The following is a 15,264-nucleotide window of genomic DNA, read 5'->3' on the forward strand; positions in this document are numbered from 1 at the left end:
CGCCGGATCCAATTGTGCCCACAGTCCGCCGCTATGCACGACACACGGCGGCCGACGATGGTTGTGCGACTCCCCCTCGCTCAGCGCCCCAGGCGCCCTCGGACCATGCCGACGAGGGAGTTGAGCTCCTCGATGCGCATGCGCCGGGCGGCGACGAAGAAGATGCCGAGCAGCAGGGCTCCGCCGACCAGCAGGGCGGCGAAGGAACCCATGACGCCCTGACCGAGGGTCTGGGCGATGCCGTAGCAGGCCGCGCCGCTGATCAGCGCCGCCGGTACGGAGGCGATGCACAGGCGGGCGTACGTGCGCAGGACGTGCGAGCCGTCGAGGTCGCCGCCGAGCCGCTTGCGCAGCCGGTTCCAGGCGACACCGACGCCGATCGCGTAGGCCAGTCCGTAGGCGGCGGCCATGCCCGCCACGGCCCAGCGGGCCGGGAGGACGAAGTAACAGACCGCCGAGGCGGTCGCGTTGACCGCGGCCACGATGACGGTGTTGTAGAAGGGGGTGCGGGTGTCCTCGTACGCGTAGAAGGCGCGCAGGACGACGTACTGCACCGAGTACGGGATCAGGCCGAGGCCGAAGGCCATCAGCATGAAGCCCATGTTGGTGGCCTCGCTGGTGCCGGAGGAGCCGAAGATCAAGGTGCACATCGGGATGCCGAGCGCGAGGAAGCCGAACGCGATCGGCACGATCGCGACGGCCGTCGTGCGCAGCCCCTGCGAGATGTCGTCGCGGACCGCGCCGCCGTCGCCCTCGGCCGCCGAGCGGGAGATACGCGGCAGCAGGGCCGCCATCAGCGACACGGTGATGATGGCCTGGGGCAGGCCCCAGATCAGCTGCGCGTTGGCGTAGGCGGCGAAGCCGGTGCCGTCGACGGGCGAGGCCTTGCCGGCCGCGGTCGACAACTGGGAGACGACGATCGCGCCCGCCTGGTTGGCGAGGACGAACAGGAAGGTCCACTTGGCCAGCGTCACGGCCTTGCCGAGGCCGTGGCCCCGCCAGTCGAAGCGCAGCCGCAGCCGGAAGCCGGTCTCCCGCAGGTAGGGGATCATCGCGAGCGCCTGCACCACCAGGCCCAGCAGGACGCCGATGCCCAGGAGCCGCTGGCCCTCGGGCGGGATGGAGGTGACCTTCATGCCGGAGTCCGCGGCGGTGCCGTAGACCCAGATGAACATGCCGAGCGTCACGATGATGACGATGTTGTTCAGGACGGGGGTCCACATCATCGCGCCGAACTTGCCGCGGGCGTTGAGGATCTGACCCATCACGACATGGACGCCCATGAAGAAGATCGAGGGCAGGAAGTAGCGGACGAACGTGATGCCGACCGCGTTGGCCGCCGGGTCGCTGGCGACCGGGTCGGACAGCGCCCGGATCAGCAGGGGGGCGCCGGCGACCGCGGCGACCGTCAGCACGCCGAGCGCCACCATCACCAGCGTCAGGAGCCGGTTGGCGTAGGCCTCGCCGCCGTCCTCGTCCTCCTTCATGGCCCGCACGAGCTGCGGCACGAAGACCGAGTTGAGACCGCCGCCGACGGTCAGGATGTAGATCATCGTCGGCAGCTGGTAGGCGACCTGGAAGGTGTCGCCGAGCAGGCCGACGCCGAGCGCCGAGACGATCAGGGCGGAGCGGACGAAGCCGGTGAGGCGGGACACCATCGTTCCCGCGGCCATCACGGCACTGGACTTCAGCAGGCCGGCCGCCTTGCCGCCCTTCTTCGCGGCCGGAGCGGCCGGGGCGGCGGCCGGCTCGGGAGCCGGCGCCTCGGTCACGGCGGCCGCGCTGCCGAGATTCATGGTGCGGTCGTCCACGGGCGGCACGGAAGCCGGACCCTGGTGGCGCGGCGCGGGCCCGTGGCCGCCGTGGGCCACCGACGGGCCGGGCACCGCCGGGGACTCGGCCGACGGACGGGTGCCGCCCTGCCGCTGGTCCTTGAAGAGGTGCGCGAAGGCGTCGGGCTGGTGCTGCTCCTCACCGGAGTGCGACACCAGGTCGTCCACGCCCACGAACTCGGTCGTGCGCGGGTCGTCGCCGTAGGGAAGGTACTGGGTGGGGCCCTCCGGCTCGGGGGCCGGCGGCTGGGCCCACACCTGCGGGTCCGGCGCGTACGGCGACGGCGCAGGCCGGCCGTAGAGCGGCTGCTGCGGGGCGTACGTGCCCGGGGGCGGCGGCGGGTGCGCGGCACGGTCGTAGAGCGCCTCGGCGACCGGGTCCTGCGCGGTGAGGTCCTGCGCCCCGTAGGGGTCCTGGTCGTAGGCGTCCTGGAGGTACATGTCCGCGGGGTGCTGCGACGGCACCTGGCCGTGCTCGGGCGGCGGGCCCTCGGGGTGACCCGAGCTGCCCGCGGCCTGGCCGCGGTCACCCTCGTACGGCGCGTTCATGGCTACCCCACCTCATCGTCCCGGGCCCACCGGCCACGACATCCTCAACGGTCCACTCTCTCACCCGTCCCCGAGGGGGCCGGGCTTTCCGCTGCGGTGTCCGCTGTCCCGTCACTCTGCTGCTCCGGGTCGTCTGCCCCGGACCGTGCGGCCGATTCTTCCCCGGCGTCGTCCTCGGCGTCCGCGGTGTCCGCGGACGTCCCGGGGGCGTCGCCGGCCTCGGCCGCGGTGCCCTCCTCGGTGTCCTCGGAGGTTCCGGCGTCCTCGGCGTCCTCGGCGTCGTCGGTGTCTCCCGTGGCTTGCGTCTCCTGCGCCTCACGGGCCGCGGCCCGCTTGCGCTGGGTGTACATCCGGAAGCCGGCGAGCACGAGGAGCAGCACACCGCCGCCGATGACCAGCATCACCGTGGCCGTGATCTCGGTGACCTTCACGTCGAAGGTCACCGGCGCACCGTAGACCTGGCCGTCCTCGGTGTACAGCTGGGCGATCACCGTGGTCTGGCCGTTCACATTGGCGGTCGTGGTGAACTTCACCGTCGTGCTGTGCCCACCGGAGACCTCGATGGACTGCTCGTCGAAGTCGTGGCCGCCGATCTCCAGGCGGGTGTCGTTGGACGAGGAGAGCCGCAGGATCAGGTGGTGGACGCCCTGGACCAGGTTGTTCTGCACGGTCACGGGGATCGTGGCGCTGCGCCCGGAGAGCTTGGTCTCCGACTTGTCGATCAGCTTGACCTGGTCGGTGAGGGTGTCGAGGTAGCTCTGCACGCCCTGGCGGAAGGTGCTCGCCCCGGTGGAGCGGCCCCGCCACGAGGTGGACGTCTCCCGGTTCGTGGCCCTCCCGAACGGGGTCACCACCCGGGACTTGTCGGTGAGGATCACCTTGAAGCTGTCGAGCGTGTGCTGGGTGGCCGCGATCTGCTCGAAGGCCGACTTCGGCAGCTCCTGCCTGCGCAGCGCCGAGGGGTACGAGGACCGCGAGGGCACCTTGGTGGTGGCACTGCCGTCGGGCTTGGCCTCGGCGGCCGCGGTGAGGTTCTGAGGCTGCGACCAGCCCGCGTCCTGGAGGGCCCTGACGGCCGCGGCCATGGCCTGGGCCTGAGCGGCGGTCGGTGTGCGCTGGGGGGCGACGACGATGCTGCGCTGCTTGTGCGTCTGGAGGTTCAGCGCCAGGCTCTGGGCCAGGAACGCCTGCACCGCGAGGGTGGACGCGGAGGCGTTCGTCAGGTCGCCCTGGAAAGCCGTGGACAGGCGGGCGTCGGCCACGACCGCCGTGGTGCCGCCGCCGATGGGCCGGGCCGCGGAGGGGGTGTAGGTCAGGCTGCCGGTCTCCGCCAGGCTGTCGCTGCGCGCGATCACCTTGTCGGCGCCCGCGGAGGTGGCGACCTTCACGATCGAGGGGTCGACGGCCCCGTCCACCGGCCAGGCGAAGTCGGTGCTGGGCGTCACGTGGAGGATCGTCTGCACGGTGGTCGCGGCGACATCGGTGGCCGCCTTGAACTGGCTCAGCGAGCCGCTGACGCCGGTGCCGTTGTGGGCCAGCGAGGCCAGGTCGGGATCGGCGAAGGGCAGGGCGACGACCTCCTTGTCCGCCACCGCGTCCTGGAGGCCGGCCAGCCACTTCTTGGCGACGGCCTGATGGGTGCCGGCCGTGGTGGTGTCACCGTCGGCACGGACCCGGTAGCTGCCGGTCATCGCGTCCACGGAGGCCAGCAGGTCCGGGTCGATCACCCAGGTGACGTCGAGGTCCCTGCCGAGGCTCAGCAGCTGGTCCAGGCGACCGCCGGGGGCGATCTCCTCGGCGAGGTCGTCGTTGAGGAAGACGGGCGTCTGGCTCGCGTTCGAGCCGGTCTCGGCCGTCATGTGGACAGTGGAGACCAGTGGCCACAGGACCGTCGTCCTCGTCGCCGTGTCCGCGCCGTCCGGCTGCCAGGGCAGGAAGGTCCGCTCGATCCCGAGCACCTGGTCCCACTGCCGCGCGGCCGTCTCGCCCGAGAGGGAGACCGCGAGCGGGTAGACGCCCTCGTCGCCGAGGTCCAGCTCGTCGACCGGTACGGAGATGCTGAAGGGCTCGGCGACTCCCGGCGTGAGCTCGGCGAACTTCGCGACGTACTTGCCGCCCACCTCGGAGCCGTAGCCCCCGGAGAGGTCCTCGGCGTCGCCGGTGGCGTCGGCGATCGCCGAGCGGGTGGTGAGCGCGGAGCCCACCCGCAGGTCGACGTGCGCCCCGGTGACGGCCTGCTTGCCCTTGTTGGTCACCGTGCCCGAGACGGTCACCGTGTCGCCGTCGGTGGGGACGGCCGGGCTGAGGGAGTCGACGGCCACGGAGACCGAGCCCTTGTCGGAGGCTTCCTTGACGCCTGTCGCGGCGTCGGCGTGCGCGGGGAGTGCGGGCAGCTGCAGCAGCCCGGCCAGCAGGGGCGCCCCGGCGAGCAGTGCTCCGATGCGCCGCAGCCACCGGCGGGCAGGTGAGGGACTCGTCCCCGGGAAGTCTGCCGCCTCGGCCACGCGTTCGCCCGTCTCTCGTCGTCGTCAGTGGTCGTCGGAATGTGCGTCCACGCATGGTAACGATGTGCGCGGAGGTGAAGTGCCGCGGACCGGTCCGCAAGATCAGGTGGGGTCCGTGTCCTGTCCTCTATCGTCGCGTATGGGGAGCGGTGTCGGTGAAGCGGACCTAAGGATCGACTTCCCTGGCCATGGGCGATGTGTCCACGGGCACCCCGGCGGTAATCGGGGCGCCCCCGGTCCGCCGGGCCCCGTACCCTTTCCTGTTGTGCCGAACGCCAACGAAGACACCTCCAGCGCCCTCAGCCAGGCGCAGCACAGCGCCGTGAGCGAGCTGCTGCGGGTCGCGCCTGTCGCCGACGACCTCGCCCACCGCTTCCAGGAGGCCGGGTTCTCCCTCGCCCTGGTCGGCGGGTCGGTCCGGGACGCGCTGCTCGGCCGGCTCGGCAACGACCTCGACTTCACCACGGACGCCCGCCCCGAGGACGTCCTGAAGATCGTGCGGCCGTGGGCGGACGCCGTGTGGGAGGTCGGGATCGCCTTCGGCACCGTCGGGGCACAGAAGGACGGCTACCAGATCGAGGTGACGACGTACCGCTCCGAGGCGTACGACCGCACCTCGCGCAAGCCCGAGGTGTCCTACGGCGACTCCATCGAGCAGGACCTCGTCCGTCGTGACTTCACCGTGAACGCGATGGCGGTGGCACTCCCGCAGAAGGAGTTCATCGACCCGCACAACGGCCGTGACGACCTCGCGGCCCGGGTGCTGCGCACCCCGGGGACACCGGAGGAGTCCTTCTCGGACGACCCGCTGCGGATGATGCGTGCCGCCCGGTTCGCCGCACAGCTCGACTTCGAGGTCGCCCCCGAGGTCGTCACGGCGATGAAGGAGATGTCCGAGCGCCTCGACATCGTCTCCGCCGAGCGGGTGCGGGACGAGCTGAACAAGCTGATCCTCTCCGCGCACCCGCGCAAGGGGCTGAGCCTGCTGGTCGACACCGGACTCGCCGGCCGTGTCCTGCCGGAGCTGCCGGCCCTACGGCTGGAGCGCGACGAGCACCACCGGCACAAGGACGTCTACGACCACACGCTGATCGTCCTGGAGCAGGCGATCGCCCTGGAGGAGGACGGGCCCGACCTCACCCTGCGGCTCGCCGCGCTGCTGCACGACATCGGCAAGCCGCGCACCCGCCGGTTCGAGAAGGACGGCCGGGTCTCCTTCCACCACCACGAAGTGGTCGGGGCGAAGATGACCAAGAAGCGCATGCTCGCGCTCAAGTACTCCAATGACCTGGTGAAGGACGTCTCCCGGCTGGTCGAGCTGCATCTGCGCTTCCACGGGTACGGCACCGGGGAGTGGACCGACTCCGCCGTGCGCCGGTATGTCCGGGACGCGGGACCGCTGCTCGACCGTCTGCACAAGCTGACCCGGTCGGACTGCACGACCCGCAACAAGCGCCGGGCCACCGCTCTCTCCCGGGCCTACGACGGTCTGGAGGAGCGCATCGCCCAGCTCCAGGAGCAGGAGGAGCTCGACGCGATCCGCCCCGACCTGGACGGCAACCAGATCATGCAGATCCTCGGCGTCGGCCCGGGCCCGGTCATCGGCCAGGCGTACAAGTTCCTGCTGGAGCTGCGCCTGGAGAACGGGCCGATGGAGTACGACGCGGCGGTGTCGGCGCTCAAGGAGTGGTGGACCGAGCAGGGCTGAGGCCGGGAAACGGGGCGGTGTTTCACGTGAAACACCGCCCCGATCCACCGCTTCGGTCGGCCTCCCAACGCACTGAGGGCCGGTGTTTCACGTGAAACACCGGCCCTCAGTCGTGGCAGCCTGCCGTTACTTGACTTCCTTCAGGCAGAGGACCACGTCGTGGCCGTTGCCGTACTGCACGTAGGAGATCGTCGCCTCGGTGACGGCCTCGCACTTGCTGTCGTCGCGGGAGCCGTCGAACTTCTGGACCACCTTGTACTGGGCCTTGCTGTCCGAGCAGTCGACCTCGTTGAGGTCGGCGTTGGAGTCCGTGCCCTCGTTGTGCATGCAGGCGCCGACCGAGGTCGTCTCCGCGTCGTCGCGCGTCAGGAACCAGCCCGCGCCGAACTTGAGGATGCCGATGATGACGGCGACGACGATCGCACCGACGATGCGTATCGCCTTCTTGCCCATGCGCTTGCCGGCCGGCGCGGGCGGCGGGGGGACCGGAGCGCCGCCCTGGTTCGGGAACGGCGCGTACGGCTGCGGCTGCCCCGTGGGCACAGTGGGCTGGGCGTACGGGTTCTGGCCCTGTGGAGGCGGCGGAGTGGTCATGCTGGGGTCCCCCTAGAACGTGGGTGCGCACGAACGTGCGTGCGCATGGCGCGAAGTAAGACCCACGTAAAGTACCGGCCACCACTGACAGTCCCCGACCATGGAAGAACTCTGTGTCTTTGATGTGACACTTACTGGCGTTCAAAGCGGGCCATAGCCACAGCAATTACCCCGTAGATAACGGCGACCGTTACCACCAGAGCCGCTGAGCGGCCGTCAGGCGGCAGCATCAGGGCGGCCACCCCGGCGGCACCGACGAAGGCGACGTTGAACAGGACGTCGTAGAGCGAGAAGATCCGGCCACGGAAGCCGTCCGCCACGGACGACTGCACGACCGTATCGGTGGCGATCTTCGCCCCCTGCGTGACCAGTCCGAGGACGAACGCCGCGACGAACGTGGTGGCTTGGGCGAAGGGAAGCATCAGGGCGAGCTCCAGCACGGCGGCCGCCGCCGAGCAGACGACGATCCAACGGCCGGGGCCCAGGCGCCCGGCCGCCGTCGGGGTCACCACGGCCGCCACGAAGAAGCCGACGCCGGAGATGGCCACGGCCACACCGAGCAGCGCCAGCCCCTTGTCGGGATCGGTGGACCAGGCGTACCGGCACAACATCAGCACCATGACCGTCAGGGCGCCGTAGCAGAACCGCATCAAGGTGATCGAGCCCAGTGCCCAGGCGGCCTCCCTGCGCCGCGGCTCCGTCAGATGCCGCACCCCGGAGACCAGTCCGCGGGCCGTCCCCCTGACCGCGTTCGCCCACCCGGCCGGAACCACGTCACGTTCGGGTCCGAGCAGATCCGCCGCCATGGTCAGCGACATCAGCGCCGCGCACAGGTACAGCGCGCTGCCGAGCAGGACCACCGCGGCATCGGTGTCCGCGATCGCCAGGCGTACGACGAAGGCGAGACCGCCGCCCGCGACCGCGGCCAGTGTTCCCGCGGTCGGGGAGAGGGAGTTGGCGATGACGAGGCGCTCGGCGTCGACCACGCGCGGCAGAGCGGCCGAGAGACCCGCGAGGACGAACCGGTTCACCGCGGTGACGCAGAGCGCGGAGACGTAGAAGAGCCAGTCGGGGACGTGGCTGAGCATCAGGACGGCCGTCGCGGAGGCCAGCAGGGCCCGCAACAGATTGCCGTACAGCAGGATCTGGCGGCGCCGCCAGCGGTCGAGCAGGACGCCGGCGAAGGGGCCGACGAGGGAGTAGGGCAGCAGCAGGACGGCCATCGCGGAGGCGATCGCCGCGGCCGAGGTCTGCTTCTCCGGGGAGAACACGACGTAGGTGGCGAGCGCGACCTGGTAGACACCGTCGGCGCACTGGGACAGCAGCCGTACGGCGAGCAGGCGCCGGAAGGCGCCGAGGCGCAGCAGGACGCGCAGATCACGGACGACGGCCACGGGGCCCAGCCTCACATACGGGGAGGGTCCCCGGGTCATACGACCCGGGGACCCTCTCAGCCCTGGCAGGAGCGAATTTCAGCGGTGGCGCGCCGAGGACGCGCCATGGCGTCGAGCTAGCGCTCGACCTCGCCGCGGATGAACTTCTCGACGTTCTCGCGGGCCTCGTCGTCGAAGTACTGAACCGGCGGCGACTTCATGAAGTAGCTGGAGGCCGAGAGGATCGGGCCGCCGATGCCGCGGTCCTTGGCGATCTTCGCGGCGCGCAGCGCGTCGATGATGACACCCGCCGAGTTCGGGGAGTCCCAGACCTCGAGCTTGTACTCCAGGTTCAGCGGGACGTCACCGAAGGCGCGGCCCTCGAGACGGACGTAGGCCCACTTGCGGTCGTCGAGCCACGCCACGTAGTCGGACGGGCCGATGTGGACGTTCTTCTCGCCGAGCTCCCGGTCGGGGATCTGGGAGGTGACGGCCTGGGTCTTGGAGATCTTCTTGGACTCCAGGCGGTCGCGCTCGAGCATGTTCTTGAAGTCCATGTTGCCGCCGACGTTCAGCTGCATGGTGCGCTCCAGGACGACACCGCGGTCCTCGAACAGCTTCGCCATGACGCGGTGCGTGATGGTGGCGCCGACCTGGGACTTGATGTCGTCACCGACGATCGGCACGCCCGCCGCGGTGAACTTGTCCGCCCACTCCTTGGTGCCGGCGATGAAGACCGGGAGGGCGTTGACGAAGGCGACCTGGGCGTCGATGGCGCACTGGGCGTAGAACTTCGCCGCGTCCTCGGAGCCGACCGGCAGGTAGCAGACGAGGACGTCGACCTGCTTGTCCTTGAGGACCTGGACGACGTCGACCGGCTCGGCCTCCGACTCCTCGATGGTCAGGCGGTAGTACTTGCCCAGACCGTCGAGGGTGTGACCGCGCTGCACGGTGACGCCGGTGCTGGGCACGTCGCAGATCTTGATGGTGTTGTTCTCGGACGCCCCGATCGCGTCCGCGAGGTCCAGGCCGACCTTCTTGGCGTCCACGTCGAACGCGGCGACGAACTCGACGTCACCGACGTGGTAGTCGCCGAACTGGACGTGCATCAGGCCCGGGACCTTGGCCGCCGGGTCGGCGTCCTTGTAGTACTCGACGCCCTGCACCAGCGATGCGGCGCAGTTGCCCACACCGACGATGGCTACGCGAACCGAACCCATTCCGGTTGCTCCCTGTGTGTACGAGTGAGGCCCTGGCTGGGCGCTCACGGGGTGGTGTCGCCGGGCGTATCCGTCCCGGGGGTGTCCCCGGGACGGGGCAGGACGCCCGGCGCTCCATTGGTGTTCTGCTGAGCGGAATCCCCGGAGGCGGAACCCTTCAGGTCCCGTCCGGCCCGCTCGCTCTCGATGAGCTCGTTCAGCCAGCGCACTTCGCGCTCCACGGACTCCATCCCGTGGCGCTGGAGCTCAAGCGTGTAGTCGTCGAGGCGCTCCCGGGTGCGTGCCAGCGAGGCGCGCATCTTCTCCAGGCGCTCCTCCAGCCGGCTGCGACGACCCTCCAGGACGCGCATGCGCACATCGCGCGACGTCTGCCCGAAGAAGGCGAAACGGGCGGCGAAGTGCTCGTCCTCGTAGGCGTCGGGGCCCGTCTGCGAGAGCAGGTCCTCGAAGTGTTCCTTACCTTCCGCCGTCAACCGGTAGACGATCTTGGCGCGACGCCCTGCGAGTGGTGCGGCGAGGGCGTCCTCCGGGGTGTGCCCCGGTTCCTCGATCAACCAGCCGTTGGCGACCAGCGTCTTGAGGCAGGGGTACAGCGTCCCGTAGCTGAAGGCACGGAACACTCCCAGTGACGTATTGAGTCGTTTGCGCAGCTCATAGCCGTGCATCGGGGATTCGCGGAGCAGGCCGAGCACGGCGAACTCGAGGATGCCGGAACGTCGGCTCACCGTCGCCTCCTCTCGTCCGCAGCGCGCTTATCTCGCTCTGATGTATCGACTCGATACATCACGACGATAGAACGGCCTTCCGGATGCGACAAGAGGGACGGTGGTGAACGGGATCACATCACCGTTTCTTCGCAGACGACTTGCCCGGTATGAGGTGAACCTTGGGACTGGGCGGGTTTTGACGGTGCGTAGTCTGTGCGCCATGCAGACCACCGGGACCCGAGGGACGCCGGGGGGCGTCGAGGCCCCCGGTGCCGTACGGGTGAATGCGCAGCCGACCGCATCCGTACTTCGGGGGGACAGGAAACCAGCCGCCCTTCTCAGGCGCTCACGGATGCGCCTGCCCTAGGAGTAATCGTTCGATGAGCGAGCACCGTCGCAAACCGCCGCAGCCGCAGGGAGGCGGACGTGCCGCGGCCCGACGCGGCCAGTCCGGGCCGTCCTCCGGCCGCCGCGCACCGCGAGGCGCCACCGGATCTCCCTCCGACTACGGGTTGGGCCAGGTGTCGGGAAGTCCGGAGGAGCCGTACGGCGGTCGTGCCGATGCCCGGCGCGCCGCCCAGCGACCGCCGGGCGGCCGGCGCAGAGGGGCCGACCCCGCGGGAGACCCCTTCGGCGGCCCGCACGGGCCCGGCCGGGGCAGAGGGCGCTCGGCGCCCGGCAGAAAGCGCCTGGTCGACTATCCGCGCGCCGACAGGTACGGCTGGCAGCGCTGGATCCCGTCCTGGAAGCTCGTCGCGGGTCTGTTTGTCGGCTTCGTCGGCGGCATGGTGGCCGTGGCGGGTATCGGCTACGCCATGGTGGGCGTGCCCGACGTCGCCAAGACCGCGACGGCCCAGAACAACGTCTACTACTGGAAAGACGGCACCCAGATGGTGGCCACCGGTGGTGAGACGAACCGTCAGAACATCTCGCTCTCCCAGATCCCGCAGGCGATGCGGAACGCGGTGATCTCGCAGGAGAACAAGACCTTCTACGACGACAGCGGCATCGACCCCAAGGGCATCGCGCGGGCCCTGTTCAACATGGCGCGGGGCGGCCAGACACAGGGTGGTTCGACGATCACCCAGCAGTACGTCAAGAACGCCATGCTGAACGACCAGTCGCAGACGATCTCCCGCAAGTTCAAGGAGATCTTCGTGTCGATAAAGGTGGGCGCCGAGGTCGACAAGGACACGATCATGGCCGGCTACCTGAACTCCGCGTACTACGGACGCAACGCGTACGGGATCCAGGCCGCCGCCCGCGCCTACTTCAACAAGGACGCGATCAAGCTCGACCCGGGTGAGTGCGCCTTCCTGGCGGCCACGCTGAAGGGCGCCACGTACTACGACCCGGCGGGCGCGACCTCGATCGACCCCGTCGGTGCCACTCCCGAGAAGAACACCCGCCGGGCCCTGCGCCAGATGCAGGACACCCTCGACAAGATGGTCGAGTACCACCATCTCGACGCGCAGACCCGGGCCAAGTACACCAAGCTCCCCGACTGGAAGAACCCGCGGTCGAACACCCAGCTCAGCGGTCAGATCGGCTACCTCGTCGACCTCGCCAACGGCTACCTGGTCACCCACAGCAAGGAGACCGGGATCACCCAGAACCTGCTCCAGCAGGGTGGCTACTCGATCTACACGACCTTCGACAGGAAGAAGGTCCAGCAGCTCACGGACGCGGTGACCAAGGTCCAGAAGGCCAACATCAAGCCGGAGGAACGCCCGGACACCGACACCCACGTCCAGTTCGGCGGGGCGTCCGTGGAGCCGGACACCGGAGCCATCCGGGCCATCTACGGCGGTGAGGACGCCACCAAGCACTTCACCGACAACGCCGACGAAACCGGTGCCCAGGTCGGTTCGACCTTCAAGCCCTTCGTGCTGGCGGCCGCGATGACCTGGGGCGTGCGTGACCCCGATCTGGGCTCGTCCCAGGCGCAGGACGAGCGCACCATCGTCTCCCCGGAGAGCCTGTTCAGCGGCAAGAACAAGCTGAAGATCCAGGACTACAACCGCACCGTCTGGAAGAACGAGAAGGGCGAGGAGTGGCTGCAGACCAATGACGGCAACGAGTCGTACGGTTCTCCGCCCGACTACAAGATCGACCTTCGCGAGGCCATGCGCGAGTCGGTGAACTCCGCCTTCGTGCAGCTCGGCATGGACGTCGGTCTGGACAAGGTCAAGGACTCCGCCATCAGCGCGGGCCTGCGGGAGAGCAGCCTCGCCGGCACCACCTTCCCGTCGTTCTCGATCGGCATCTCCGACCCGAGCGCGATCCGTATGGCGGGCTCCTACGCCACCTTCGCCGCGAGCGGCAAGCAGCGCGACCCGTACTCCGTGGAGAAGGTCACCAGCGAGGAAGGCCAGATCTACACCCACAAGGTCGTGGCCGAGCAGGCCTTCACCTCGAAGGTCGCCGACAACGTCACCGACGTCCTGAAGACCGTGGTCGAGCGGGGCACCGGTACCAACGCCCAGCTGCCCGGTCGCGAGGTGGCAGGCAAGACCGGTACCACCGACGGCAACAAGTCGGCCTGGTTCGTGGGCTACACCCCGCAGCTGTCGACCGCGATCAGCATGTTCCGGCTCGACGACGACGAGAAGAACAAGAACCGCACGTTCCTGGAGATGTTCGGAACGGGTGGCCAGAAGAAGATCCACGGTGCCTCGTTCCCGGCGCAGATCTGGCACGACTACATGGCGGACGCGCTGGAGGGCGTGCCGGCGAAGGACTTCCCGGAGCCCGAGCCCATCGGTGAGGTCGTCAACGCGGAACCGTCGGCGACGCCGACCCCCACGGCGACCGAGACCGAGGAGGAGGAGCCGTCCCCGACCCCGACCGCCTCGGAGACACAGAGCGAGCCTTCGCCCACCGCGACGGAGACCTGCAACAACTTCTTCCCGTGCAACAACAACGGCGGCACGGACAACGGCAACAGCAACGGCGGCTCGGACGGGGGCTTCTCCCCGTCACCGACCGCGTCCGAGTCGGACAGCATCAGAGGCAACCAGAACGGCGGCCTCTTCGGAGGATCGGACGGTTAGCCGCCTTCTGGCCCAGCACGGGTGTTTCACGTGAAACATGTCGATGTTCCACGTGAAACGAGAGCCGCCCCACCGAACCTGGTGGGGCGGCTCTCAGCTTTTTCCTCACTCGGTGCGGCAGGATGTGCCCCATGCCCAGTGCAGAATCGACGCCCGCGCGCGTGCACGAGCCGGAGCCGGTGCACCCGACCAGGAACGACAAGGTGGCCACGGCCGGCAGCGAGCTGATCGGCGGCCCCCTAGGCCAACGAGCCCTGATCGGGACGGCCTGGTGGACGCCCGTACGGGTCGTCGCGCTCGTGGCGATCGGGATGTTCGTCCTGGGCCTGGTCCAGAAGCTGCCCTGCTACGACGGGGGCTGGTTCTTCGGCGCCAGCACGCAGTACACCCATGCCTGCTACTCGGACATCCCGCACCTCTACCAGGGGCGCGGCTTCGCCGACGGGCTGGTGCCGTACTTCGACAAGCTCCCCGGTGACATGGACTACCTCGAATACCCGGTGCTGACCGGTGTGTTCATGGAGGTCGCCGCCTGGCTGACCCCGGGCAGCGGCAGCATCCAGCACCAGGAGCAGTGGTACTGGATGGTCAACGCGGGGATGCTGATGGCCTGCGCGGCGGTCATCGCCGTCTGCGTGAGCCGTACGCACGCCCGGCGCCCCTGGGACGGCCTGCTGGTCGCCCTGGCGCCCGCTTTCGCACTGACCGCCACCATCAACTGGGACCTGCTGGCCGTCGCCCTGACGGCCGCGGCGATGATGATGTGGTCGCGGGGCCGCTCGCTCGCCTTCGGCATCCTCCTGGGGCTCGCCACGGCCGCCAAGCTCTATCCCGTGTTCCTCCTCGGACCGCTGTTCGTGCTCTGCTGGCGCGCGGGGAAATGGCGGGACTACGGCAAGGCCTTCGGCGGCGCGGCCGTCGCCTGGCTGGTGGTCAACCTGCCGGTGATGCTCTTCGCCTTCGAGGGCTGGTCGAAGTTCTACCGGTTCAGCCAGGAGCGCGGCGTCGACTTCGGCTCCTTCTGGCTGATCCTGGCGCAGAACTCCAGCGATCCCCTCGCCACCGACAGCGTGAACACCCTCGCCACCCTCCTGGTGGTCGTGTGCTTCGCGGGCATCGCCTGGCTGACGCTCACCGCCCCGCGCCGCCCCCGGTTCGCCCAGCTCGCCTTCCTGGTGGTGGCGGCCTTCATCCTCACCAACAAGGTCTACTCACCGCAGTACGTCCTGTGGCTGGTGCCGCTGGCCGTGCTGGCCCGGCCGAAGTGGCGGGACTTCCTGATCTGGCAGGCCTGCGAGGTCGCGTACTTCCTGGGCATCTGGTTCTACCTCGCCTACACGACCAGCGGAGACGCCCACAAGGGGCTGCCGACCGACGGCTACCACTGGGCCATCGGGGTGCATCTGCTGGGGACGCTCTACCTGTGCGGCGTGGTCGTGCGCGACATCCTGATGCCGCAGCGGGACGTGGTGCGCCAGAACGGCGACGACGACCCCTCGGGCGGCGTGCTCGACGGGGCGGAGGACGTCTTCGTCCTCGGGGCCGCGGCGCATCCGCCCCGGCACGCCTCCCACGCCGAGGGGCCGCAGGCGGACTGGGGGACGCAGCACGAGGTGGACTGGGGCACCCAGCACGAGGTGGAGTGGGGCCGGCAGGGCACCAGCGACGGTTCGCCCTGAGCGAACACAGGCGTCGTACCGGCGTGAAAGAGGCCGTACACGGGA

9 protein-coding genes are annotated in these 15,264 nt (G+C 69.5%); 3 read left to right on the forward strand and 6 right to left on the reverse strand.

The features are described 5' to 3' along the window. Positions 1-80: 80 nt before the first annotated feature. Together murJ and U5640_RS23155 are read right to left on the reverse strand one after the other, a co-directional pair. Positions 81-2,381 carry a murein biosynthesis integral membrane protein MurJ gene (murJ, locus tag U5640_RS23150; RefSeq protein ID WP_340377678.1) on the reverse strand — a complete coding sequence of 767 codons (2,301 nt, stop codon included), beginning with the start codon at positions 2,379-2,381 and terminating at the stop codon, positions 81-83. A gap of 44 nt (positions 2,382-2,425) precedes the next feature. Continuing rightward, positions 2,426-4,885 (reverse strand): DUF6049 family protein, encoded by a 2,460-nt coding sequence (locus U5640_RS23155; RefSeq protein ID WP_340377679.1) that lies wholly within the window; start codon positions 4,883-4,885, stop codon positions 2,426-2,428. Between the two features lie 265 nt (positions 4,886-5,150). Between U5640_RS23155 and U5640_RS23160 the strand changes: the two genes are divergently transcribed. Then, complete coding sequence (locus U5640_RS23160) at positions 5,151-6,593, forward strand: CCA tRNA nucleotidyltransferase (protein ID WP_340377680.1); 1,443 nt, start codon at positions 5,151-5,153, stop codon at positions 6,591-6,593. Between the two features lie 126 nt (positions 6,594-6,719). Here the strand turns inward: U5640_RS23160 and U5640_RS23165 are convergent, their stop codons facing one another. From U5640_RS23165 to U5640_RS23180, 4 genes are all read right to left on the reverse strand, one after another. Next, a complete protein-coding gene (locus U5640_RS23165) occupies positions 6,720-7,187 on the reverse strand; it encodes a hypothetical protein (RefSeq protein WP_340377681.1) in 468 nt (155 codons plus the stop codon). A 131-nt stretch (positions 7,188-7,318) separates the two neighbouring features. Further along, on the reverse strand, positions 7,319-8,581 hold the full coding sequence (locus tag U5640_RS23170) for an MFS transporter (RefSeq protein WP_340377682.1): 1,263 nt from the start codon (positions 8,579-8,581) through the stop codon (positions 7,319-7,321). Between the two features lie 116 nt (positions 8,582-8,697). Then, complete coding sequence (locus U5640_RS23175) at positions 8,698-9,780, reverse strand: inositol-3-phosphate synthase (protein WP_340377683.1); 1,083 nt, start codon at positions 9,778-9,780, stop codon at positions 8,698-8,700. Positions 9,781-9,824: 44 nt separating this feature from the next. After that, positions 9,825-10,505 carry a helix-turn-helix transcriptional regulator gene (locus tag U5640_RS23180; RefSeq protein WP_340377684.1) on the reverse strand — a complete coding sequence of 227 codons (681 nt, stop codon included), beginning with the start codon at positions 10,503-10,505 and terminating at the stop codon, positions 9,825-9,827. A 362-nt stretch (positions 10,506-10,867) separates the two neighbouring features. Between U5640_RS23180 and U5640_RS23185 the strand changes: the two genes are divergently transcribed. Together U5640_RS23185 and U5640_RS23190 are read left to right on the forward strand one after the other, a co-directional pair. Further along, complete coding sequence (locus U5640_RS23185) at positions 10,868-13,540, forward strand: transglycosylase domain-containing protein (RefSeq protein ID WP_340377685.1); 2,673 nt, start codon at positions 10,868-10,870, stop codon at positions 13,538-13,540. 122 nt (positions 13,541-13,662) lie between these two features. Further along, positions 13,663-15,219, forward strand: a complete 1,557-nt coding sequence (locus U5640_RS23190) for a glycosyltransferase 87 family protein (protein ID WP_340377686.1) — start codon at positions 13,663-13,665, stop codon at positions 15,217-15,219. Positions 15,220-15,264 lie beyond the last annotated feature (45 nt).

Source organism: Streptomyces sp. SS7 (genome assembly GCF_037993025.1).
Lineage (GTDB): Bacteria > Actinomycetota > Actinomycetes > Streptomycetales > Streptomycetaceae > Streptomyces.